The 19,870-nt window shown below is 43.8% G+C and carries 19 protein-coding genes, 1 pseudogene and 1 CRISPR repeat array; of the genes and pseudogenes, 6 read left to right on the plus strand and 14 right to left on the minus strand.

The window, feature by feature from the left end:
* Positions 1–69: 69 nt before the first annotated feature.
* Complete coding sequence (locus tag V7K89_RS00135) at positions 70–342, minus strand: hypothetical protein (protein WP_335183731.1); 273 nt, start codon at positions 340–342, stop codon at positions 70–72.
* Positions 343–565: 223 nt separating this feature from the next.
* Between V7K89_RS00135 and V7K89_RS00140 the strand changes: the two genes are divergently transcribed.
* On the plus strand, positions 566–2,119 hold the full coding sequence (locus V7K89_RS00140) for a cytochrome P450 (RefSeq protein WP_335183732.1): 1,554 nt from the start codon (positions 566–568) through the stop codon (positions 2,117–2,119).
* Positions 2,120–2,266: 147 nt separating this feature from the next.
* Here V7K89_RS00140 and V7K89_RS00145 read toward each other — a convergent pair whose 3' ends face one another.
* Together V7K89_RS00145 and V7K89_RS00150 are read right to left on the minus strand one after the other, a co-directional pair.
* Positions 2,267–3,001 carry an amino acid ABC transporter ATP-binding protein gene (locus V7K89_RS00145; RefSeq protein WP_335183733.1) on the minus strand — a complete coding sequence of 245 codons (735 nt, stop codon included), beginning with the start codon at positions 2,999–3,001 and terminating at the stop codon, positions 2,267–2,269.
* Entirely contained in the window at positions 2,994–4,481 is a 1,488-nt protein-coding gene (locus V7K89_RS00150; protein ID WP_335183734.1) for an ABC transporter permease subunit, read from the minus strand. Before V7K89_RS00150 ends, V7K89_RS00145 begins: the two co-directional genes overlap by 8 nt.
* Positions 4,482–5,198: 717 nt before the next feature.
* On the opposite strand from V7K89_RS00150, the gene V7K89_RS00155 reads away from it, so the two are divergent.
* The gene (locus V7K89_RS00155) at positions 5,199–5,369 is read left to right on the plus strand and encodes a hypothetical protein (RefSeq protein WP_335183735.1); all 171 of its coding nucleotides are present in this window, start codon (positions 5,199–5,201) and stop codon (positions 5,367–5,369) included.
* 290 nt (positions 5,370–5,659) lie between these two features.
* Positions 5,660–9,391 carry a PAS domain S-box protein gene (locus V7K89_RS00160; RefSeq protein WP_335183736.1) on the plus strand — a complete coding sequence of 1,244 codons (3,732 nt, stop codon included), beginning with the start codon at positions 5,660–5,662 and terminating at the stop codon, positions 9,389–9,391.
* Between the two features lie 456 nt (positions 9,392–9,847).
* Here V7K89_RS00160 and V7K89_RS00165 read toward each other — a convergent pair whose 3' ends face one another.
* From V7K89_RS00165 to V7K89_RS00200, 8 genes are all read right to left on the minus strand, one after another.
* Positions 9,848–10,825 (minus strand): 2-dehydropantoate 2-reductase, encoded by a 978-nt coding sequence (locus V7K89_RS00165; RefSeq protein WP_335183737.1) that lies wholly within the window; start codon positions 10,823–10,825, stop codon positions 9,848–9,850.
* Between the two features lie 159 nt (positions 10,826–10,984).
* Positions 10,985–11,551 carry a GNAT family N-acetyltransferase gene (locus V7K89_RS00170; RefSeq protein ID WP_335183738.1) on the minus strand — a complete coding sequence of 189 codons (567 nt, stop codon included), beginning with the start codon at positions 11,549–11,551 and terminating at the stop codon, positions 10,985–10,987.
* Positions 11,548–12,417: an inositol monophosphatase family protein gene (locus V7K89_RS00175; RefSeq protein WP_335183739.1), complete on the minus strand. Its 870-nt coding sequence runs from the start codon at positions 12,415–12,417 to the stop codon at positions 11,548–11,550. Before V7K89_RS00175 ends, V7K89_RS00170 begins: the two co-directional genes overlap by 4 nt.
* A 274-nt stretch (positions 12,418–12,691) precedes the next feature.
* Positions 12,692–13,393, minus strand: a complete 702-nt coding sequence (locus V7K89_RS00180; RefSeq protein WP_335183740.1) for a PEP-CTERM sorting domain-containing protein — start codon at positions 13,391–13,393, stop codon at positions 12,692–12,694.
* A 10-nt stretch (positions 13,394–13,403) separates the two neighbouring features.
* The gene (locus tag V7K89_RS00185) at positions 13,404–13,589 is read right to left on the minus strand and encodes a hypothetical protein (RefSeq protein ID WP_335183741.1); all 186 of its coding nucleotides are present in this window, start codon (positions 13,587–13,589) and stop codon (positions 13,404–13,406) included.
* A gap of 93 nt (positions 13,590–13,682) precedes the next feature.
* On the minus strand, positions 13,683–14,021 hold the full coding sequence (locus V7K89_RS00190) for a hypothetical protein (RefSeq protein ID WP_335183742.1): 339 nt from the start codon (positions 14,019–14,021) through the stop codon (positions 13,683–13,685).
* Between the two features lie 67 nt (positions 14,022–14,088).
* Positions 14,089–14,712, minus strand: a complete 624-nt coding sequence (locus V7K89_RS00195; RefSeq protein WP_335183743.1) for a 4Fe-4S single cluster domain-containing protein — start codon at positions 14,710–14,712, stop codon at positions 14,089–14,091.
* A 315-nt stretch (positions 14,713–15,027) separates the two neighbouring features.
* Positions 15,028–15,816, minus strand: coding sequence for a nuclear transport factor 2 family protein (locus V7K89_RS00200; protein WP_335183744.1), 789 nt, complete (start codon positions 15,814–15,816; stop codon positions 15,028–15,030).
* 155 nt (positions 15,817–15,971) lie between these two features.
* Here V7K89_RS00200 and V7K89_RS00205 point away from each other — a divergent pair.
* A pseudogene (locus V7K89_RS00205) lies at positions 15,972–16,217 on the plus strand (IS66 family transposase); the annotation flags it as partial.
* Positions 16,218–16,391: 174 nt separating this feature from the next.
* On the opposite strand, the gene V7K89_RS00210 reads toward V7K89_RS00205, so the two are convergent.
* From V7K89_RS00210 to V7K89_RS00220, 3 genes are all read right to left on the minus strand, one after another.
* Positions 16,392–16,574 (minus strand): hypothetical protein, encoded by a 183-nt coding sequence (locus V7K89_RS00210; protein WP_335183745.1) that lies wholly within the window; start codon positions 16,572–16,574, stop codon positions 16,392–16,394.
* A gap of 34 nt (positions 16,575–16,608) precedes the next feature.
* Positions 16,609–17,169: a response regulator gene (locus tag V7K89_RS00215; protein WP_335183746.1), complete on the minus strand. Its 561-nt coding sequence runs from the start codon at positions 17,167–17,169 to the stop codon at positions 16,609–16,611.
* A 230-nt stretch (positions 17,170–17,399) separates the two neighbouring features.
* On the minus strand, positions 17,400–17,582 hold the full coding sequence (locus V7K89_RS00220) for a hypothetical protein (RefSeq protein ID WP_335183747.1): 183 nt from the start codon (positions 17,580–17,582) through the stop codon (positions 17,400–17,402).
* Positions 17,583–17,661: 79 nt separating this feature from the next.
* Here V7K89_RS00220 and V7K89_RS00225 point away from each other — a divergent pair, with 79 nt between their 5' ends.
* A complete protein-coding gene (locus tag V7K89_RS00225) occupies positions 17,662–17,901 on the plus strand; it encodes a CRISPR-associated endonuclease Cas1 (protein WP_335183749.1) in 240 nt (79 codons plus the stop codon).
* Between the two features lie 96 nt (positions 17,902–17,997).
* Complete coding sequence (gene cas6 / locus V7K89_RS00230; protein WP_335183748.1) at positions 17,998–19,113, plus strand: CRISPR-associated endoribonuclease Cas6; 1,116 nt, start codon at positions 17,998–18,000, stop codon at positions 19,111–19,113.
* A 296-nt stretch (positions 19,114–19,409) separates the two neighbouring features.
* A CRISPR array of direct repeats spans positions 19,410–19,812; the repeat unit is 36 nt; unit sequence GTTTTCAATTCATTACCCCTCACGGGGATGGAAACT.
* The last annotated feature ends 58 nt before the right edge of the window (positions 19,813–19,870 follow it).

Genomic DNA, 19,870 nt, shown 5'->3' on the forward strand with positions numbered 1-19,870 from the left:
GTTGCCCCTTTGGATGGGGACGGCTTTATTGGACACTTAGCCGGAGAGTTGTTCCTATGAGGCTCTCACTCAAACTGTGCGACATCGAATCGCACCCACAAAATCATATGCATATCGGATAATGTTGGGGATTTTAAACCTTGTACCCTTTTTATCAAACCAAGTTTCCTTACCTGCTTTATACATTTCGTAAAACTCCTGGTTTATTTGGTTTTCTAAGCCGTGGAGAGCAATGCTTGCCAGTAATAGAGAAATAACCCAGCCCGGTAGTCTACCCGTCGCGCGAGTACGTGCGCCCGCTTCGCTAGCAGACATGGCAGTAAAAGCCCCTTTGTCTACCACTTCAGATTTAAGCCAAGCTTTTAATTATTGCCTGAGCTTACCCTTCATGTTCAACTTATGAGGAACATATAAGAGGGTTACTGGGATTTTTCCGCTAAGGGATTAAATAAAAAGCAACAGTTTTAGGAAATAACAATTTTCGGATGAAATGAGGCTAAACGAATTTTAAAACAATACGGTAGTATCTGAATAACCTAAGTTTTTGTTGGACAAAGGCGGATTTATGTTCCAAGAGATTGCTGCTCAAATTGCTTTTTCTGACTCATTTCCATATTTAGTTACAGCTTTAGGCATTACTAGCACAGCAGGAATATTTGGTTGGCGGTGGTGGAAACAAAAGAATACTTTCAAATCTCTACAGTCTCTTCCCTCTCCGAAGAGACACTGGCTATTAGGAAATATTCCTCAAGTATTAGCAGCAGTGAAAGAGAAGAAATTCTTCCAATTATTGTTTGATTGGAGCCAGCAGCTAGGTCCAATGTATGTTTACTGGACTGGCCAGCCAGTTCTCGTTTTGAGTAAGCCAAAAGTTATCGAAGAGACCATTGTCAATGGGATGAGAGACGGTAGCCTAATTAGGTCACAGCGAGCGAGCAAGGCTTGGAACGACATTAGTGGCCCCATTCTTTTAGGTCAAAACGGAAGTGAGTGGCAGTACAGACGCAAGGCTTGGAACCCTGAATTCAGTTCTAGCGGTCTCTCCAAATATGTGGAAATTATTAGCCAAGCTTGCGAACAAGTAATTGAGAAAATTCAGTCAGCTGCCTCACCAAAAGAAGTTCAGGTAGATCCTCTGTTTGTAGAGTTAACAATGAGGGTGATTTCCTGTCTAGTACTGGGCATTCCTGTGGATAGAAACATTGCTAGTCATGAAGGACAACCCCTTGATGTTCTCAAGGTGTACGAGGCGATGTCTATTGTAGGCTATCGGTTCCTACGGGTAGCTACTGGCGAGAAGATATGGATGAAATATCTGCCAACTAAGAATTCACAAAATTATTGGGCAGCAAGGCGATATTTAGAGGAGTTTATTACTCCCCGTGTAGACTTAGCTTTACAGATGAGAGAACAAAATCAGACCGATTTAGGAGAGGTAAGTCCTTTGTTCCAGGAATCAATGTTAGTGAAAATAGCTGCCAAAGAACCAAAATACAATCGGGAAACACTAATAGCAGAAGTTATTGAACTTTTAATAGCTGGTACTGATACCACGGCCCATACTTTATCTTTTGCAATAGCAGAATTGACCTTAAATCAAAGGGTTTTTCAGCAGGCACAGTCCGTTGTTGACCAAGCTTGGGAAAGTCAAGGCAGTATTAATGCAGAAAGCCTTAAGGAATTGAATTACATCCGCGCTATTATCAAGGAAACTTTGCGCCTTTATTCAGTCGCCTCAGGCTCGACTTCATTGGAGGCTCAACGTGACACTATTATTGAGGGTACGGTTATTCCTCGTGGTACGAAAATATTCTGGTCAATGCTTGCTGCTGGACGAGATCCAGAAGTCTATTCTCATCCCGATGAATTTCTGCCAGAGCGTTGGTTAGAGAAGAGTAAGGAAAATAATCTACTTCCAATGATAGACTTTGGCTCAGGTTCTCATCGTTGCTTAGGAGAGCATTTGTCAATGCTGGAAGCAACGATGATGCTGGCACTACTGCTTTACTACTTTGACTGGGAGTTGGTCAATGGTCGAGCATCTCTAGAACAATTACAGCAGAACCTTTTGATTTATCCGCCTGATAGAATGCCGATGCGCTTTCGGTTGAGAAATTAAGGATAATACGTTTGACTTTAATATTGTTACAATGCTTAACAAAAGAGCAAGGGAAGAAAAAAAGCTTATCTGAACCGTATTGAACAGCGATCGCTTTTAGCTCTCTATCCAAGACAATTCTTGTTATAAGTGACACTAAATCAATTTCTAAAGCATTTTTTCCAAGAACTGTTTAGCGCGATCGCACTGAGGATTTTGGAAAAACTCGTTAGGAGTAGTATCTTCTGCTAAAATTCCCTGGTCGAGGAACATAATCCGATTGGCAACAACTCTTGCAAAGTCCATTTCATGGGTAACGATCGCCATTGTCATTCCAGATAGCGCTAAAGCTTTCATCACTTCCAGCACATCTTTAACCATTTCGGGATCTAGAGCAGAGGTGGGTTCATCAAACAAAATCATCTCTGGTTCCATTGCTAATGCTCGAGCGATCGCTACTCGCTGTTTCTGTCCCCCCGATAGTTTGGACGGATAGACATCAGCTTTTGGCTCTAAACCTACCTTAGCAAGCAATTTTAAGCCATGTTCTTCTGCTTTTTGCTTGTTTATTCCTTTCACCTTTATGGGTGCGTAGGTGACATTTTGCAACACACTCATGTGGGGAAACAAATTAAAATGTTGAAATACCATCACCAAATGCTGCCGTACTTTAGCGATGTTTGCTTTGGGTTTGGTAATTTCTTGCTCGTGAAAGTAGATTCTTCCTCTAGTGGGTTGTTCTAGCAAGTTTATGCATCGTAAAAAGGTAGACTTACCTGAACCAGAAGGGCCTAGTATAGCAACCACTTCCCCCTGGTAAAACTCAGTGGAAATATCTTTGAGTACGTCGAGTTTACCAAAGGATTTAGATAAGAATTCCGTGCGAATTATTACATTACTCACTTTGCCGTAACCTCCTTTCTAAAGCGGATGCACCCAAGGTCATACCCATTACCAAAACATAGTAGATTAACCCTGCAAATAGCAGTGGTTCAAAATAAATATACTTATTTGCACCAATGATTTGGGCGCTGCGTAATATTTCCACCACCCCAATAGTTGACACTAGCGCGGAATCTTTGAGCAATCCAATAGTTTCATTTACCAATGCTGGGAGAATGTTCTTTAATGCTTGGGGCAAAATCACATCCCACATCATCAACCAATAGGGAACACCCATAGACATCGCCGCTTCACTTTGCCCTTTATCCACCGCCTGAATCCCACCCCTGATAGTTTCCGACATATAAGCGCCAGAATTCAGGGTAAAAGTTAGCACCCCAGCCTCTAATGCGGAAATGTCATAGCCTGTAAGCTGGGGTGTTGCGTAGTAAACTAACGCCAACTGTAATAGCAAAGGTGTACCTCGAAAAACAGAAGTATAGGCGTTAGCAACCCAAGTAAGCGGCTTGATGCCGATAATTTTTAAGAGAGACAATATTGTTCCCCAGATTAACCCCAAGGTTACAGATAATAGCGTGAACAACAAAGTTAACGGAATTCCCCGAAGAATAAAGGGAATGTCAGGAAGAATTCTGGTGAAGTCGAGGTTCAATCCGCCTTTGGCAGGAGTTGAAGATGCAGGATTGGCGGCGGTGTTCTGTGAAAACCACTTGGTGACAAGTTTATTCAATGTGCCATCGTCTTTCATTTGTTGAAGGACTTTGTTAAACGGTTCTACAAAAGAAGAACCTTTCGGAAAAGCGATCGCCGATCCACTTGCTTCCTCTGAGGGAATAATATTAAATTCTAAATCTGGGTTAGCTTGGGCAAATCCCTTAGCGACAGTATCCTCAACAATTGCTGCATCAATTCGCCCAGATTTGATTTCCTGAACTACTTCCGGCACTTTGTTGAGTTGCTTTAGCTGAATACCTGCAACTTTTTTAGCAATTTTCTGGGCATTTTGTTCTTGTATGGTTCCTAGTTGTACCCCAACTTTTTTTCCTGATAAGTTTTGGGGCTGCTTTAGGTTACTACCTTTAGGAGCAACAATCGTATCTTTAGCTTCGTAATAAATAATTGAAAAATCAACATTTTTCTGACGTTCTGGAGTTGGAGTCATCCCAGCCATGACAAAATCAGCGCGATTTGCTTGGAGTGCAGGAATTAATCCATTAAAATCGGATTCCATTATCTGAAGTTTAAACCCTAGTTTTTCAGCAAGGGTTTTGGCAATATTTATATCAAAGCCAACGATTTGGCGATCGCCTCCTTTCGTATCATAAAATTCATAAGGAGGATAATCTGGAGAAGTAATCATCGTTAGCGTATCTTTCCCTAAAGATGATGCAGCTTTTAAAGAATTACTATGTCCGATAATGATGCTGATTACTACTGCTATAACTAGCATCGTTGATAGCCATACGTTCTTTTTCTTCATAAACTTGATAACTATATAAGTAGGTGGACGTAAATATTTTTCGTTGGGATAAGGCAGGAGGTAAGAGGGTTTTAGCCTTGTTCATTTTTGTTAACATAGTCTGGTTTTATTCTGCCGACCTACTTAATTTACATTCCGCACCTGAAACTGTCACATTAATCGAGCAGATAATACCAGTGATATCATGTCCGGTTAAAGACTTATCATTAAGACCACACCGCTCCAGAGGCACAGGGGAGAGGTTTTTGGGGTTTGTGCATAAAGAAAAGGAATTATAACTAATTAGCTGGACATGATATGACATATAGCAAGGAAAAATTATAATATCCATTTTTTGGGACTTCCAAATAATACCAATTCTCTAAAACGAGGCGATAAATGAGATAATAAGATTTAATGAGATGAAGGATGTGCAATGTCAGGGGTATATCAACTAGAAATTAAAGAAACTGTACAAAAACTCAAAAATTTACTGGCAATACAAAAAACTGCAAGTTGTAAAGAAAGAGTGTAATTACTGTTGTATCTACTCAAAACAGGGTATGGTCAAACAATTTCTCAAACTACAGAAATAATTGGTTGCAACCGAGTCACACTATAACAAGTGGATTCGACAGTACAAAGCAAGTGGAATGGAAGGACTATTAAAACAAAAATCTTCACTCTTGTTGATCCAGAGTTATTCGATCATGGACAGAAAAAGCACTCTCTAAAAAATTGCAAGAATCACTTGGGTTTAATGGTTATCAAGAAATTGTCGAATGGCTAGAACAAAGCTTGGGATTAAATAGTTGCTACAAGACAGTACACAAGCTTGTTTATTACCGTTTGAAGTCATATCCGAAGTGTCACGCCCTAAAAGCGTTGAACAATCAAAAGCTAAAGTAGAGGCATTTAAAGAAACCTTACAGATAACTTAGTAATGCTCTAAATATTTTCAATTTGCTGAATTTTCAAATTTTTGAATTGACAAAAAGCTAAATTTTGATGTTACCTCAATTTAAGTCTGAGGGGGGCTGTTACTAATCAAAAGAACGTGGTAGGTATTTTTAAGCTATCAGTATTTTGCCTTTCTGAATTGACAAAATAAAGGTTAAATTGAGAAAAGTATCAGTTTGATAGAGGTGCTGGTTAAAGTTCTAGCCACGTTCGATTCTGATTTACTGCCCTAGTAGGATATGTCTGATACACTGCCGCAAAAGCTATTCTCTACATCAATCCCTGCCAACGAGACTGAGCGGCTGGGGGCCCTGTATCGCTACAGAATTCTCGACACGCCTCCTGAAGCGGCTTTTGATCGCATCACTCGGCTGGCTGCACAAATGTTTAATATGCCTACTGTTCTTATTTCTTTAGTGGATGAAACAAGAGCCTGGTTCAAATCCTGCATTGGCTTCGATGCGTGTGAAGTGCCTCGTGATGCTACGCTCTATAACTTTGCTACCTTGACCAATGATCTACTGATTGTTCCCGATACCCGCCTCGACGATCGCTTTGCCTGTAACCCGCTTGTGCAGAGTGAACCGGGAGTGAGATTCTATGCAGGTGCGCCGCTGCTGAGTCACGATGGCTTTAATTTGGGTACGCTTTGTCTACTCGACAGTCAGCCCCGCAACCCTTTAAGCATGGAGCAGCAATCTGCCTTAGTTGACCTAGCCGCAATGGTCGTGCATGAACTGGAACTGAGATTGGCGGCGCATCAAACCGCCCAGTCTGAGGACAAATACCGCACGGTTCTTACCTCGATGGACGAAGGCTTTCTCATTGCTGAAGTCTTGTTCGATGAGGCAGGTGAAGCAGTGGATTACCGCTGTTTGGAAGTGAACCCGGCGTTTTATGCCCAAACTGGCTTGCCCACAAACATTGTGGGGCTAACGATGCGTGAAATTGCCCCAGATACGCCGATTCCCTGGCTACCAATTTACGGACAAGTCGTGAAATCCCAGTCAGCAGTGCGGTTTGAATACGACATTGAGGTGGAGGAACTGCGGGGCTATTATGACGTTCACATTTTGCCCCTCGGCGAGCCAACCGAGCATCGCGTTGCGGTTCTGTTCCAGAACATCACCGATCGCAAACGCCGCGAAGCACATCTCGCCTTCTTAGCTGATGTCGCCAACGATTTCTCGCGTCTTTCGACTGCTGATGAGATCATGCAAACGGTTGGGGAAAAGATTGGTGCCTATTTGAACATTACGACCTGCAACTTCACGGATGTCGATGAAGCTCACGATGAGGTGACGGTTCATCATGGCTGGAGCAGTCCAACTGTGCCAAGTACAGTCGGCACGTTTCGCACGTCCCAGTACTTAAGCAGGGAGTTCGAGCGGACAAGCCGTGCTGGAGAAACAGTTGTGATTTGCAATACGCAGACTGACCCACGCACCGATGCACCCGGTTATGCCGCGCTCAATATGCATTCATTCGTCACCGTTCCATTTCACCATAATGGCAGGTGGACTCATTACATGGCTATCTGTGACTCGCGACCCCGCAACTGGCGTGAGGATGAGATTGAACTGATTGAGGAAATCTCAAACCGGATCTTTCCACGTCTCGAACGCGCCCGTGCAGAAGCAGCTTTGCGGCAGTCTGAAGAACGTTATCGCACGTTGCTTGAATCGATCGACGAAGGCTTCTGTGTACTCGAACTGCTGTTCGATCAAAACGAGGTGGCGATCAATTACCGCTATATTGAGATCAATCCAGCCTTCGAGCAACAAACTGGATTAATCGAAGCAGTCGGTAAAACTGTTTTAGAAATTGTGCCGACGCACGAATCCTACTGGTTTGAAATTTACGGCAACGTTGCTAAAACTGGTGAAGCGATTCGATTTGAAAACTACGCCAACGTGTTCAACCGTTGGTTTGATGTCTACGCCTTTCGCATTGGTAATGCAGAGAGTCGTCGTGTTGCCGTTTTGTTCACCGACATTACTCGGCGCAAACAGGTAGAAGCAGTCCTGCAAGCTTCCCACCAGACCTTCCGCTATCTTGTGGAAAATTCGCCGTTTGGCGTGTACGTCGTTGATGCCGACTTCCGTCTAGCGCAGGTAAGTGCCGGGGCACAGAAGGTTTTTGAAAACGTTCGTCCGCTGATCGGACGTAATTTTGCCGAAGTGTTGCGTATGCTTTGGCAGGAGCCTTTTGCCAGTGAGGCGATCGCTCGTTTTCAACAGACGCTGAATACAGGCGAACCTTATCACTCACCGAGCACGGTCGAGTGTCGGAGCGATGTTGACGAAATCGAGTCGTATGATTGGAAAATTGAGCGCATTCCGCTGCCAGACGGTCGCTTTGGCGTGGTTTGCCACTTTTATGACCTTTCAGAACGGCAGCGTTACGAGGCGGCATTACGCGAAAGCGAGGAGCGGTTCCGTAATCTGGCAGATAATGCTCCCGTGATGGTTTGGGTAACAGATCCAACAGGATTTTGTACCTACCTGAGTCAGGGGTGGTACAACTTCACAGGTCAAACTGAGTCAACTGGGTTGGGATTCGGTTGGCTAGATGGGACACATCCAGAAGATCGCGAGATGGCACAGCGAGTGTTTTTGGATGCCAATCAACGACAAGAAGCGTTCCAACTGGAGTATCGCTTACAGAACAAAAACGGAGAATATATTTGGGCAATTGATGCTGCAAGCCCCTGGCTTGGCGTAGATGGTCAGTTCAAGGGATATATTGGTTCAGTCATTGACATCAACGATCGCAAACAAGCGGAAGACGAACGAGAACAACTATTGCAACGAGAACAGGCAGCACGAGAGACTGCTGAACAAGCCAATCGCATCAAAGATGAATTTTTGGCGGTACTGTCTCACGAATTGCGATCGCCCCTAAATCCCATTCTGGGTTGGACTCGCTTGCTGCAAAATGGCAAGCTGGATCAAACCCGTCAACGCGAAGCACTAGCAACGATCGAGCGCAATGCCAAACTCCAAACTCAACTGATTGAAGACTTACTTGACATCTCTCGCATCATGCAGGGCAAGTTGAGCTTAACAAAAGCTTCTGTCAGCTTGACGTTTGTGATTACAGCAGCCGTTGAAACAGTGCGGCTGGCAGCCGAAGCTAAACAGATTCAGATTTTACTTGACCTGACGACTGAGACTGCACTTGTTTCGGGTGATGCGGCTCGACTCCAACAGGTAGTTTGGAACTTACTGACCAACGCCGTCAAGTTCACTGCCAATGGCGGGCGAGTCACGATTGAACTGCGGCAGATCGATCAACTGGCACAGATTCGCGTGATCGATACCGGGAAAGGCATCGATCCGCAGTTCCTACCGTATGTGTTTGAGTATTTCCGTCAGGCAGATTCCTCGACAACCCGAAAATTTGGTGGATTAGGGCTGGGATTGGTGATCGTGCGGCAAATTGTGGAAATGCACGGGGGAACCATCACAGCAGAGAGTTTAGGGGAGAATCAAGGTGCAACGTTTACTGTGCAACTGCCTGTCATTGGGCAAGTCATTCCATCGATTTCTGAATCTGTGCAAGTTCCAGTAGAAAATGCGGTAGACCCCCTAAACAATTTGCAAATTCTCGTAGTAGATGATGAGGCGGATACCCGGGAGTTCCAAGCCTTTGTGCTGGAACAGAGTGGCGCGAGAGTCATTGCGGTTGCATCTGGGTTGGAGGCGTTGCAAATGCTGGATCAAACGATTCCTGATGTTCTGGTGAGTGATGTTGGCATGGCTCTTATGGACGGCTATATGCTGATGCGGCAGATTCGTTCTCGCCCACCGCAGCAAGGCGGAACAATTCCGGCGATCGCACTCACAGCTTATGCTAGAGACTTTGATCGGCAAAAAGCATTTGAGGCAGGCTTTCAAGCTCACATTACAAAGCCTGTAGAACCAGAAGTGTTGGTAAAGACGATAACCAAGCTGCTAGACCGTAGCTAACTTAATTCAGGAGGCAGGAGGACGAAGGCAGTTCTTGCTGGAGGAACCCACCCTTAATATCATGTCCGGTTAAAGACTTATCATTAAGACCGCAGTTCTTGCTGGGGGCTTTTAGCAGGGGGAAAGAGGATTTCCTGCTTTTTGCACAGATACGCGAATTATAACTAATTAGGCGGACATGATATAAAAGAGTGGGATTGAATTAAGGACGCTTTATATCAAGTTCGGCTAATTACTTACAATCTGGTTGGTCTTTTTGGTAATTTGGTATTATTATCTCATTTGTAGCCTCGTTTTAAAGAATTAGTATAAAAAAGATCCCAAAATTGACACCAAAATCCTCTCTATTTCTCCTGACTCTGTGTCGCGCCAGTTGCTAAGAAAGCAGGAACGCCAAAAACGAACAAGTCGGGGAACCGCAAGGGCACACTGGCTTCTCTGCGCCTCTGTGGTTCGTCAAATTCTGACTTTGGTTGCCTCCAGCAGCTTAACGCTGGCATAAATAGCATCAATATAAGGTGTAGGAATTTGAGTAAGTTTTCCCAATTCTGCCACCGCGCCAACAATCGCGTCTATCTCCGTAGCGCGTCCGGCTTCAATATCTTGTAGCATCGAAGTTTTATGAGCGCCAACGTTTTCTGCGCCATTAATTCGTTGTTCTAAAGTAATGCCAAACTTTATACCCAAATTTTCAGCGATCGCTTGGGTTTCACTCATCATTTGCCGCGCTAGTTCACGGGTTAGGGAATAGTGACAAATATCTTCTAGAGTCGCACCAGTCAGGGCACTAATTGGATTAAATGCCACATTTCCCCACAACTTGATCCAAATTTCTGTGCGAATTTGATTGCGGATTGGTGCTTTAAATCCTGCTTGTTTTAAAGTTTGTGCTAATAATTGAATGCGTTCTGTTTTAATGCCGTCGATTTCACCGAGAGTAAAGCGATCGCCTTCAATATGTTTAATTACACCTGGTTCAATTATCTCAGTTGCCGGGTAAACCACACAACCGATGGCACGTTCAGCACCGATACTAGCTTCAATAATCCCATCTGGATCGACAGATTGAATCCGCGTACCTTCATACTCACCGCCATGCTGACGAAAGTACCACCAAGGAACGCCATTTTGGGCTGTCACCACCATTGTGTGAGCATTGTAGAGTCCTGGGAGAAAAGGTGCGATCGCAGGTACACTGTGAGCCTTCACAGTTAAAATTACTACATCTTGTGTCCCTAGTGACTGAATATCACTCGTTGCCATCAGAGTAATAATTTGGCTGGAACCGTCTGACATGAACAACTTCAGCCCATTTTTTTGAATTGCCTCCAAATGAGAACCACGAGCAATCAGTGTCACTGCTTCACCTGCTAGTGCCAGTTTTGCCCCTAAATATCCACCAATCGCACCCGCGCCAACAATACAGATTTTCATTTTGTCAAAAGAATATGAGTCGTGGGAGACAGTATCTAGTACAACACTGCGTAAATAAACATACTATTCAAAATGACGCGAAAGCCCGGAATACAATACTTTTGACTTTTGACTTTTGACTTCCGCCTTGCGGTACTGTACTTTGTGGTTGAATTCATCTTAGTTAGACTCAATATTTTGAAAAAATGTCGATCTGACAAATCCCAAATTATGTAGTAAGGCAATAGAACGGTGATTTTCTACATCAACCTCAGCGCGAAAATCAAGATTTTGGTATGTCTCAACTAAATAATTAATCATACACTTCATGGCTTCGAGCGCATAACCTTTTCCCCAAAAATTAGGGAAAAACACATATCCAAGTATTGCATTATTATCTCTAGTAACTGTTGCTTGAACATATCCAACGTAGCATTTCTCTACAAGAGACCAGACAGCCCAGTTTAACCAAATCTCCGTTCCATTTGGTGATTGACGACGTGCCAAAACCATGTAGCGAGCGCGAAGTGATTGAACGCTTTGTGGCGGCACATCTTCAATAAACTTGTATATACTCGCACTCTGTAATCCATCAAAAAGCAGTTCGGCATGATATGGTTCTAGTGGTTCTAAACAGAGTCGTTGAGAGTACATTTTCATTGGCGATCTAGACCGAATACCTTGGACTAACTCATCTTTAACATCAACCTGTAGATGCAACAGTACTCGATATTGATTAACCCTCAAATAGCTACACTTTGCATCGCTTCTAATAAATCTTGATGAACAGATTTTGAGGCAGCTACGATCAATCCAGGCAGACTATAGTTTTGACAAGTATGCAGTGGCGGTAAAGTCGAACCGTCCAGAGTAGTTACAATCCAGCCAGCCTCTTTCGCAATAAAAGCGAGTGCAGCACTATCAAGAAATTTGCCCGATTTGATGACTGCTCCACTCAAGTCGCCACTGAGAATACCATTGAGATTGGGAATTGGAATATCACTAGAGTAATCATTTGCTATATCGATTACTTTATATCGATCTTTTAGTAAATGTGCGATGGAATTCATTCCCCATCCCAACAAAATAGCAGGTTTAGGAGATGTTATATGTAAAGGGGCACAGGCTGCTAAGTTCATCTCCAGTGTCCCTTTAAAAGCACCTTCACCTCGGAGGGCATAAAAATAGATGTTTTGGGCAGGAGAAATGGCAATTACTGCTTCAAAGTCATCCGAATTTAGAATACTGAGAATAATTTGGTAATTAGAATGTCCATCCATATAAAACTTTGTGCCATCAATCGGGTCGAGTGTGACTAAATAATCACCTTTTGATCCGAGGTCGGTAGCGCGAAAATACTTGGTATTATTAGAACCTTCATATTCTTCACCATAAAAGCGAATATCTGGGAAAGTTCCTAGTAATACTACTTCTACCAGATTTTGAATAGCCACATCTGCATCAGTAAGGGCGGCAGCAAAAAAGTTTTTTGCTTGTTCTTTGGCAGGAAGTGCAGCAATTTTTGGTTGGAGAAAATGGGCATAGGCTGCTGCTACTTTGAGATGGGGGAGTAAAGTCTCTAAAATTAATCGAGTAGTTGGTTTTGTAGACATTGCAGCAAACTCCTTTTAGAAATAATCTACCGTTGGCAGGGTGGTAGAATTCTATATCTAGATAAAATTACGGTATCATTTTGATGCAATGATACCACCGTTGTTATATTACTTTAATCTGTATGTCTCAAAAAGCCTATAGAGAGATTGCAATTTTTATCGTAAAATTAAGGGTTTAAGACTGAACATCAAAATTTAGTACAGCATTTCATTAATTCATAGCGAATTAAATTTGGCAATACCCTACAATCCCAAGCGTCAGCTTACGATGGTATTAAAAAACTTTTTTGAGCTTCTTCTGAGTAAATTTGGATAGCTTGTGGCGTTTGAGTAATGAAAGTGCGCCAAAAGTACCAAGAATAAGTAAGCTAAGGATAGAAGTGGGTTCAGGAACGGTGATTATGGTTGCAGAAAAATTAATGGGTAACTCACTATCTTCCAATCCCAAATTTTCAAAACCTGGTATGATTGGCGGTGTAGAAAAAACCTCTAAATAACCTGGTGTCGGCAAAAAACTAGCGAAAAATGGACTAGAATAGTTTCCTTCCGAAGTGGAATACCCAAAACCATCACCTGTTAGCTGTTGACTATTAAGACTAATTAAATTATCAACATTAAAAGGTTCGTTTCCTGGTATTGGAGTCCCGGTAGATTGCAGACCAGTAATTGTTTGATCATTTCGTGTACCAGTAATTCCAGTAATCAAGTAAAAACCCAAATCGTTAGGGGTGTCATTAGTGGTAAAAGTACCGTTCGCCGCTACGCCAGCACCAAAATAATTCCAACTCCAACTTAAAGCAGAAGCAGCTGGCATTGTCCCGAAAACTAATCCAGATATGGTGGCGAGGGCTATGGCAGATAGAGCTAGATTTTTCATGGAAGTCGTTAGTGCGATCGCGGATCTTGTAGAAGGTTCCCGTGTATTATACGAAATCCCCAGAGAGTTAATTCGGCAGTCACCGTCTGCCGAATCCAAGCGTAATTATTTAGACTATGGCTTGGTGTTCACCGGCGGCAGGCTGCTGTACCAGATAACCAAGGATGGCTGTAGCGATGCCGCCGATAGTGCCGACGACACCGTGGTTAATCACCCCAGCGTTGCCTAGCAACAATGAACCACTAGCGATTAAGCCAAAAATTGTAGAAAGCGTGTTCAGAGTCGATTTAGACATTTGATTACTCCTCGTTAATGTGTTCGTAGTATTCCCGGATTTTGAAATCAGAATCGCGCTGTAAAAAAGTCTGAATATTTGAAGACATTAACATTAGCGAATTGTGACTGAAGATAAGTGGATTAGCTCCGACCCTTGGACAAAAAAACTGGTTGTCCGTTTTCGGGTGAAAGGATTTTCCAAACAATTCTTTATCAGCACCGGGCTGAAGGATACCAAGCGCAACCGTGAGATTGTCAGATCCAAAAGGGACGCGAGCTCGCCACAGATATCTGCCTGGGACGCTTTGACCCAACGCTTAATAGCTAACAGTTCAGGGCAACTAAAAGGCATACCTTCGCTACCTGGGCAATTACCAGCGGCATCACCTTGGATAAAGTTACGCTCTGGATTGGTGACACTGTTCAGACCGTCTTGCAACACTACTGTCATCCAGAAGTGGTTAACGCCGAATCCCCCGATTTTTAGCTGCTACTCATTTGCTACTTAAAAATTACTTCTAAGTCAATTCCAGCCCACCTTGATAGCCAGTGACAATGCGGCCACCATCCTTGAGGATGTGGATTTCTATCTGGTCGCTAGCCCAAGTAATCTGGTCTTGAAAAGCCGGGTTTAACACCCGAACCCGTTGATTACTAGAAGAAACTGGAGAATTGGGAGAATTAATTGCCAAAGATTCTACAAAAGGCCCGTCAATCAGAATATCGAGTTGTTCTAACAATGCTTGGGAACCTGGCGGCGCGGATTGGGACTGTAGCTGCTTAAGAGTGAACCCAGAAAAAGACATTACATTTAAACCAGCAGCTTTTACCTTGCGGGCTAAAGATGCCAGTGCAGTTGCTTGCCAAAATGGTTCTCCACCTGAGAATGTTACACCTGTGTTACGGGGATTACTGAGAATATTATCTGCAAGAGTATCAACAGCTATCAATTGGTTAGCCTCAAAAGACCAGGAGTTAGTATTAAAGCAGCCAGGACATTCACGCAGACAACCTTGTACCCAGACGACTGCACGACAACCAGGGCCATTAACTTCTGAGTGATCGACGTAACCCATAATATTGAGATAGTCTGGGGGAATTTCTATGAGTGCTAGCGATGGGTCAGTTGGTTTAATTTCCATCTCTTTAACTCCTTTTAGCCGTTAACTGTTAAATATAGCGAATCTCCAGTTAGATAACCGTGACAATGGTTATATAACTGGAGATTTAATTGATGATTAATCTCTCAAAAACTTTTGGCGGTTTGGAAAAGTCCGCTTTAACTTACTAGATTGAATCCCCAGCGAGTTACTCACTCACATAATTTCTAATTGACAAAAGTAAGATTATCTTAACCTCTCACCAATGGGTGCGTATTGTGGTGGCGACAGGGGAGCCTGCCGCTGGAGCATATTGTGGGTTGTCGATTGCGTCGTTTGCCATCTAAAAGTCTTTGATCAGAATTTACCGTTGTCATTTTGCCAGGTCTCTCGCGGCGGAATGATCTCGATCGCTTCCCAATGCTCCGCGATTGCGTTGCTCTCCAGCCGATAGAGATCATAGAACGCCGCTGGCTGTCGCGTTTGGCCCTGCTTGCCCGTCGTACCTTCGCTGATTGCTAGTACCAGATTACCTTCACCAAGGATCTTATGCAGGCGGATGTATTCAGGCCCGGTTTTATCTCGAACGGCTGCACGCAGAACTTCGAGCAGCGCGTCTAATCCATCTCCGTAGAGTGGGCTGTGCTGGATTAGCTCGTTACCTTTGAAGAACACTCCAGCTTTCTCAATCTGTTGTGTGATCAGAATCTCGATTGTGAACTGTTCTATTAAAGCCTTGTTATCGTCCGTTCGCTCAATATCAGTGACCTCACTGGCTCCATCGGTCATCGTCCGCCCGCTGGTATTCGGGCTGCTGGGTTTAGCCTGCAGATTGTCCCAGTGCTCGACGATCCTGTCATTTTCCCAGCGGTGTATCTCGAAGCCGACCATTCTTCCCCAATCGCCCAGCTCATAGTCGGCGTGCGCGACACTAAAGTCGCCATCCTCGAAAGCGCGCAGTACGTCCACCTTAGTGCGGTCTGCTGGAAGTGCATCCATGAAAGCTAGAATGGCACCAAGACCGTCTGCAAGGTTGACATTATGCTGAATGTATTTTCGCGAGTCAAAGTAGGATATTGGATATTTTGCGCGAGTCTCTAGACTCTTTTGAATCTCTACGGTCCGCTCTTTCTTGCTTTTTGACATATCTGATTTTCTCCTGATACATTGCCTGACGGCGTTTATTTACACGAATTTTGACTGCGGGTGGCTCACTGTAGCTGGGGCAACGCAGAGAGAGCGTTGTACTGCCATTTCGGCTCATGAAGACGGCAGCGGATCAGCCAAACTCCGTCAACGCCCACCCAGAAATACCTCCTGATAATAATCTTGCAGAATGAACACTACGATTAGCTGTCACAAAAAGAAAAGTTAGTGGCGGTTCCCGTTCAATGGAGCGGTTCCAACATACTGCTAATTTATTAACTGTTATCCAAACCTGTCGTCGCCAAGGACGTTCTGTTATTTAATTTTTTGAGCAAGCAATAAAAGCGATAGCCAACCCTGATTTATATACTCCATCTTTGATACCTCAATTTTCGACCTGAATCCTTACGAAAACATCACCTTATGACTACCCGACATTTGTACGAGGCGGAATAACCCCAAGCGATTGGACATTCTAGGATGCCAACCCCACTCACCTTGCCTCTTGGGACTCTTTCCCAGTCTTCAGACTGGGAACAAGGTTACACAAGCCTTTCGGCTTTTCTTAGTACCATTCAAATCAGAAATCTTTTGGCGATCGCACCACTAATATCATTGGGTACATCTACACGACCTAGAGCAGTTTGCAACGCGATCGCTTTGTTCATTTCTGGATTTTCACGTACTGCACCACCCCGAAAATCAGTTTTGCTCGCGCCTGGGGCGATCGCATTCACTGCAATCGTGTCTTTGTCCATTTGAAAGGGATTTAATTGGTGATTGATAAGGCTCTTATTCGCCGCTCACGCGCAACACGATTTTGCCTAGATAATGCTTTTTCATCGCTGACTGCGCTTGTGCAGCTTCTTCGAGCAAAAACGTCTGCGCAATGGGAACTTGAAACTCACCGATGCTCACCAATCGGTTGAGTTGGTCGAACAACATCGGGTCGGCGAAGCCATTTGCCTTCTTGAGTTCCACACCGTCGGGCGCTTTGGGTTCGGGCATCACGCCATTAGGAAAAGTGATGATTCCGCCCTGTCGCACCAAACTCAGCGTGGATTGAACGTCATCGCCGCCCACTAGCACCAACGCGGTATCGAAGCCGTCAGGTGCAAAGGCACGGGCGCGTTGTGCAAGCTCGCAATCGCTTAACTCTGGATTGTTCAGTACAATAATGCGGGCATCAACAAATTCAGTACAGATTGCTACGGTGGCACCAACTCCGTTCATGTGCGGCATTCGTAAGTCCATTAAGGTGACATTGGGCTTTAGCTGTCGATATTGGTCGATCGCTTCCTGCCCATTCCCCGCTTGACCCACCACCGTCATCTCCGGCTCATTTTCGATCATCGCAGCGAGTCCTTACCGGACAATTGAGTGATCATCAACAATCAAAACACGGATTGCTGCGGACTGACTTATATTGCTATCTCCCGATTCACAGATACGACCACTTCTGTTCCCTGTCCCGGTTGACTCTCAATTGAGAGTTGTGCTCTAATGCGCAACTGTTCGTAGGTCATAGATGCTACCCAACTCTAACCTACTTGTCCCACGCATTTGGGACTTTTGCAAGAGGTCTAATATTCCAATGTCATCAACAATTGGTCTTCCAAGCAAAGCTTACCTGGTCGTCCTGTTTTTTGTTTTGTCTGCTTTAGTGATCGCATTACCTCTAACATCTGGTTGAAAGTTTCCGGACGTACACCACACAAGCGTTTAAAGTCTTCTGGCTTTAGGCTCTTTACTTGTTCATAGGTCATAGATGCTACCCAACTCTAACTTACTTGTCTCACGCATCTAGGACTTTTGCAAGAGGTCTAATTTATATCTACTATTTACATCACCAAACAAGACATATCATTCCAAATGAAACACCATTATTTAAAGGTGTTTCATCAACAAAATCAACGTATTTGTCTTCCCATTCGTAATCTCAGTCAGTTCATCATCTTTGGTAATATAAGTTTACCAAAACAAGTCATTCAAATCGCTTATTCACATCAGATTCCCGTCTTGTATCTAAAATCATCCCCAGCGATCGCTCAAACAGTTTGCTGGAGATTTTTATTTTATCTCTGATTTAACCCCCATCTTGCAGTAGCACTACTCACAGCTTTATCCCCACCTGGGGATGAAAACAAGATAAAATAGAGAAACTGTGGCTCAAATGATACTATGCCTCGACGCTCTCAAAAAAAGCCAAATATCGCTTCATCTCCGCTTACATGGCCGCCGGACACAGAGTTAATCGGCTTGGAATTTGAGTTAGTCCCTGCAAAAGATTGTGACCTCTTCCCTCAGTATACTATTGGACTCCACGCCTGGTTTCTTGAGCAAGTGCGTTCCACAGACTCAGAACTTTCTGCTTACCTTCATGATGGAGAGTCAGAGAAACCGTTTACTATCTCAGCTTTAAATGGAGAGATTACCAGTAGCGGCAGACAAATACAATTATTTGCAAACACCTCCTATCGTTGGTATGTCGCAGCTTTATCTCATCGAGTGCAACAGTGGATGGCGCAATGGGTAGAAAATTTGCCAGAGGTGCTGGAATTAAAAAATGCCCCTTTGCAGATTCGTTCTGTCAAAATTGCCCATCCTCCCACAACTTATACCCAACTGCTAGAATCTGAGCTTAATGAGACTTTCGCTCTGAAATTTCTCAGTCCTACAAGTTTTCGCCGTAAAGGTCATCACTTCCCCTTACCAGTACCAGTGAATGTATTTCATAGCTACCTGCGGCGCTGGAATGACTTTTCGGCGATGTCTGTTGACCAGGATGCTTTTCTGGCTTGGGTAGATGATTATATATTGATTACGCGTTGCCAATTAACAACCGCGAAGGTATTGGCGGGGAAGAAAGGCGCAGTCACAGGATTCACTGGGGCGATTGAGTTGAGTTTAGCTAAAGACGCAGCCAAACAGCCAGAATTTGGGCAGTTATTTTCGGCTTTAGGGAAACTTGCACCATACTGCGGTACTGGTCACAAAACTACATTTGGCTTGGGACAAACACGTTTGGGGTGGTCATCTCAAGTTGTCCAAGATATACCTGATGTGCAAACTGTCTTGGCGAAACGCATTGAAGATTTAACAGAGATTTTTAAAGCGCGACGCAAGCGAACGGGTGGCGATCGCGCGGATGAAATAGCCTCAAAATGGGCGACAATCTTAGCGCGGCGGGAAATGGGCGAGTCGTTGCAGGTGGTGGCAGAAGATTTAGAGATGCCTTATGAAACAGTGAAGACTTATGTCAAGTTGGCACGACGCGCTTTGCAGAGTGAGGAGTAGTTTGGTATACTTTTTGTTTAATAAATCGGAACCTTGAAAAATCAATATTGTGTCTCATAATGAAATTTAAAGTGTTGGTTTTTACCCTACACACGCAAATTTTTCGCGGGGGTATACCAATGCTTGAAACCCTGATGATTTCGTTGACCCCCGCTAATCGCTTACTGTGTATGGCTTTGAGATGTCTATAGTGGGGACTTTGTGTCAGTAAAGTATGCTTATTGACAGCAAAATCAGACCCCCCGCTAAAATGGCACTTTCAAACCCAGTCATAGCAAATGTTCTAGAAGGGTAGGGTTTTCAATTCATTACCCCTCACGGGGATGGAAACTTCATATGAAAATACTCTGCTGGTAGATTCCTATCAAAAATTGTTTTCAATTCATTACCCCTCACGGGGATGGAAACTCATTAGGCGTATCTTTTGATAGACCTAACAGAAAAGTTTTCAATTCATTACCCCTCACGGGGATGGAAACTATCCGAACAGCATTCCTTTGATGAAGTTACCGTCGGGAGTTTTCAATTCATTACCCCGAAAGGGGATGGAAACTCTAGAGCAAAACAATATTCAGTTATCACCTTTACAAGTTTTCAATTCATTACCCCGAAAGGGGATGGAAACAGTCTATTAAAAAGAGGCACTATTGTTCTGTTGTAGAAGTTTTCAATTCATTACCCCGAAAGGGGATGGAAACTCTAGAGCAAAACAATATTCAGTTATCACCTTTACAAGTTTTCAATTCATTACCCCGAA

Origin of the sequence: Nostoc sp. (assembly GCF_036917515.1) — a bacterium.
In the GTDB taxonomy this organism is placed as follows: domain Bacteria; phylum Cyanobacteriota; class Cyanobacteriia; order Cyanobacteriales; family Nostocaceae; genus Nostoc.

What these genes read in the sequence shown, in the direction of transcription:
- V7K89_RS00140 (WP_335183732.1), top strand. Translation starts at nt 566, where the DNA reads ATGTTCCAAGAGATTGCTGCTCAAATTGCTTTTTCTGACTCATTTCCA.
- V7K89_RS00150 (WP_335183734.1), bottom strand. Translation starts at nt 4,481, where the DNA reads ATGAAGAAAAAGAACGTATGGCTATCAACGATGCTAGTTATAGCAGTA.
- V7K89_RS00160 (WP_335183736.1), top strand. Translation starts at nt 5,660, where the DNA reads ATGTCTGATACACTGCCGCAAAAGCTATTCTCTACATCAATCCCTGCC.
- V7K89_RS00165 (WP_335183737.1), bottom strand. Translation starts at nt 10,825, where the DNA reads ATGAAAATCTGTATTGTTGGCGCGGGTGCGATTGGTGGATATTTAGGG.
- V7K89_RS00175 (WP_335183739.1), bottom strand. Translation starts at nt 12,417, where the DNA reads ATGTCTACAAAACCAACTACTCGATTAATTTTAGAGACTTTACTCCCC.
- V7K89_RS00185 (WP_335183741.1), bottom strand. Translation starts at nt 13,589, where the DNA reads ATGTCTAAATCGACTCTGAACACGCTTTCTACAATTTTTGGCTTAATC.
- V7K89_RS00190 (WP_335183742.1), bottom strand. Translation starts at nt 14,021, where the DNA reads ATGACAGTAGTGTTGCAAGACGGTCTGAACAGTGTCACCAATCCAGAG.
- V7K89_RS00195 (WP_335183743.1), bottom strand. Translation starts at nt 14,712, where the DNA reads ATGGAAATTAAACCAACTGACCCATCGCTAGCACTCATAGAAATTCCC.
- V7K89_RS00200 (WP_335183744.1), bottom strand. Translation starts at nt 15,816, where the DNA reads ATGTCAAAAAGCAAGAAAGAGCGGACCGTAGAGATTCAAAAGAGTCTA.
- V7K89_RS00210 (WP_335183745.1), bottom strand. Translation starts at nt 16,574, where the DNA reads ATGGACAAAGACACGATTGCAGTGAATGCGATCGCCCCAGGCGCGAGC.
- V7K89_RS00215 (WP_335183746.1), bottom strand. Translation starts at nt 17,169, where the DNA reads ATGATCGAAAATGAGCCGGAGATGACGGTGGTGGGTCAAGCGGGGAAT.
- V7K89_RS00220 (WP_335183747.1), bottom strand. Translation starts at nt 17,582, where the DNA reads ATGACCTATGAACAAGTAAAGAGCCTAAAGCCAGAAGACTTTAAACGC.
- cas6 (WP_335183748.1), top strand. Translation starts at nt 17,998, where the DNA reads ATGCCTCGACGCTCTCAAAAAAAGCCAAATATCGCTTCATCTCCGCTT.